The organism is Liquorilactobacillus uvarum DSM 19971, assembly GCF_001434935.1.
Lineage (GTDB): Bacteria > Bacillota > Bacilli > Lactobacillales > Lactobacillaceae > Liquorilactobacillus > Liquorilactobacillus uvarum.
The window spans coordinates 1-625 of the sequence record NZ_AZEG01000110.1 but is presented as its reverse complement, the minus strand read 5'-3'; the positions used below and the strand labels follow the sequence as shown (position 1 = coordinate 625).

General features: G+C 41.9%; 1 protein-coding gene. It reads left to right on the top strand.

All coding sequences use genetic code 11. The features are described from left to right. The first annotated feature begins 109 nt into the window (after nucleotides 1-109). Entirely contained in the window at nucleotides 110-559 is a 450-nt protein-coding gene (locus FD20_RS12670; RefSeq protein ID WP_010579557.1) for a DUF305 domain-containing protein, read from the top strand. Nucleotides 560-625 lie beyond the last annotated feature (66 nt).

Sequence of the window (625 nt, the reverse complement as noted above, 5' to 3'; positions counted from 1 at the left end):
TAGATACATATTATATGTACGAAGGCATTTCATTTACACAAGATTCTTGACGCTACCCTATTTTTTTTGTTACAGTCAAAATAAAGCCAGCGAAAGCGAGGAGGACGTCATGAAACAATACACGAAATTTTTACTGATGATTCTTGTCTCTACAGTTATTATGTATGGGTTAATGTACCTTAATGTGTTCCAATTAGATCATATTTTTCTAAGCCAAACGCGACTGTATATGGCGCTAATTATGGGCGCCACCATGGCCATTGTAATGCTGTTATTCATGTGGTCAATGTACCAGAATAAACGTTTGAACCGCCTGATCCTACTTGGTAGTGCGGTGATATTTGCTGGCTCGCTTTATCTAGTTCGTAGCCAAGCGACCGTGCACGATGCAGCTTGGATGCAAGAAATGATCCCCCATCACTCGACCGCGATTCTAACCAGTGAACGCGCGCAACTCAGCGATCCGGAAGTCAAAGCCCTCGCACAGAAGATCGCTAAAACGCAACGTGAAGAGATCACGGAGATGAAACGATTATTGAAAAAAGTTGCCGATCAATAGCTGATAAAAAAGGAAGTTTGTCAAATGGTGTTGAAGGATAGTTTCTATCCTTTGGAGATCTCCTCG